Origin of the sequence: Geminicoccus flavidas, assembly GCF_009806515.1 — a bacterium.
GTDB lineage: Bacteria > Pseudomonadota > Alphaproteobacteria > Geminicoccales > Geminicoccaceae > Geminicoccus > Geminicoccus flavidus.
The window spans coordinates 1-389 of the sequence record NZ_WUJP01000654.1; the positions used below are offsets into that span (position 1 = coordinate 1).

1 protein-coding gene is annotated in these 389 nt (G+C 57.3%); it reads left to right on the forward strand.

Annotated elements, in window-relative coordinates:
• The coding region (locus EQG76_RS18600) for a hypothetical protein (RefSeq protein WP_159715872.1) at positions 1–389 on the forward strand (389 nt) is incomplete at both ends.

A 389-nucleotide genomic window follows, 5' to 3' on the forward strand; every position in this document is an offset into this window, starting at 1 on the left:
GCCAGCCGAGGCCAAGGACAAGCCGATCTTCGAGGGCTTCCGCTACAACAAGAAGCCGAATCTGAAGGGCTGTGGCCTCAGCACGATCAAGATCTTCTACGAAGGCGAGCTGTTCGGCGGCAAGTCGAAGAGCAAGCCCAACATCTCCCAGCTCAAGAACGTCATCGTCCCGCAGATCCTGAAGAAGAAGTGGGACTATGTCGTCATCGACATTGAGGTCTGGGACGAGATCAAGGAGATGGACAAGCTGATCACGGCGATGAAGACCATCCGTGACGGCGTGCGCAAGAAGGGCGGCAAGTCCAAGTTCGGCTACTACCTGATGATCCCGAAGCGGGACTGGTACGCGCCGGTGCAGAACCGCTCCAGCAAGATCAAGGCCTGGAAGT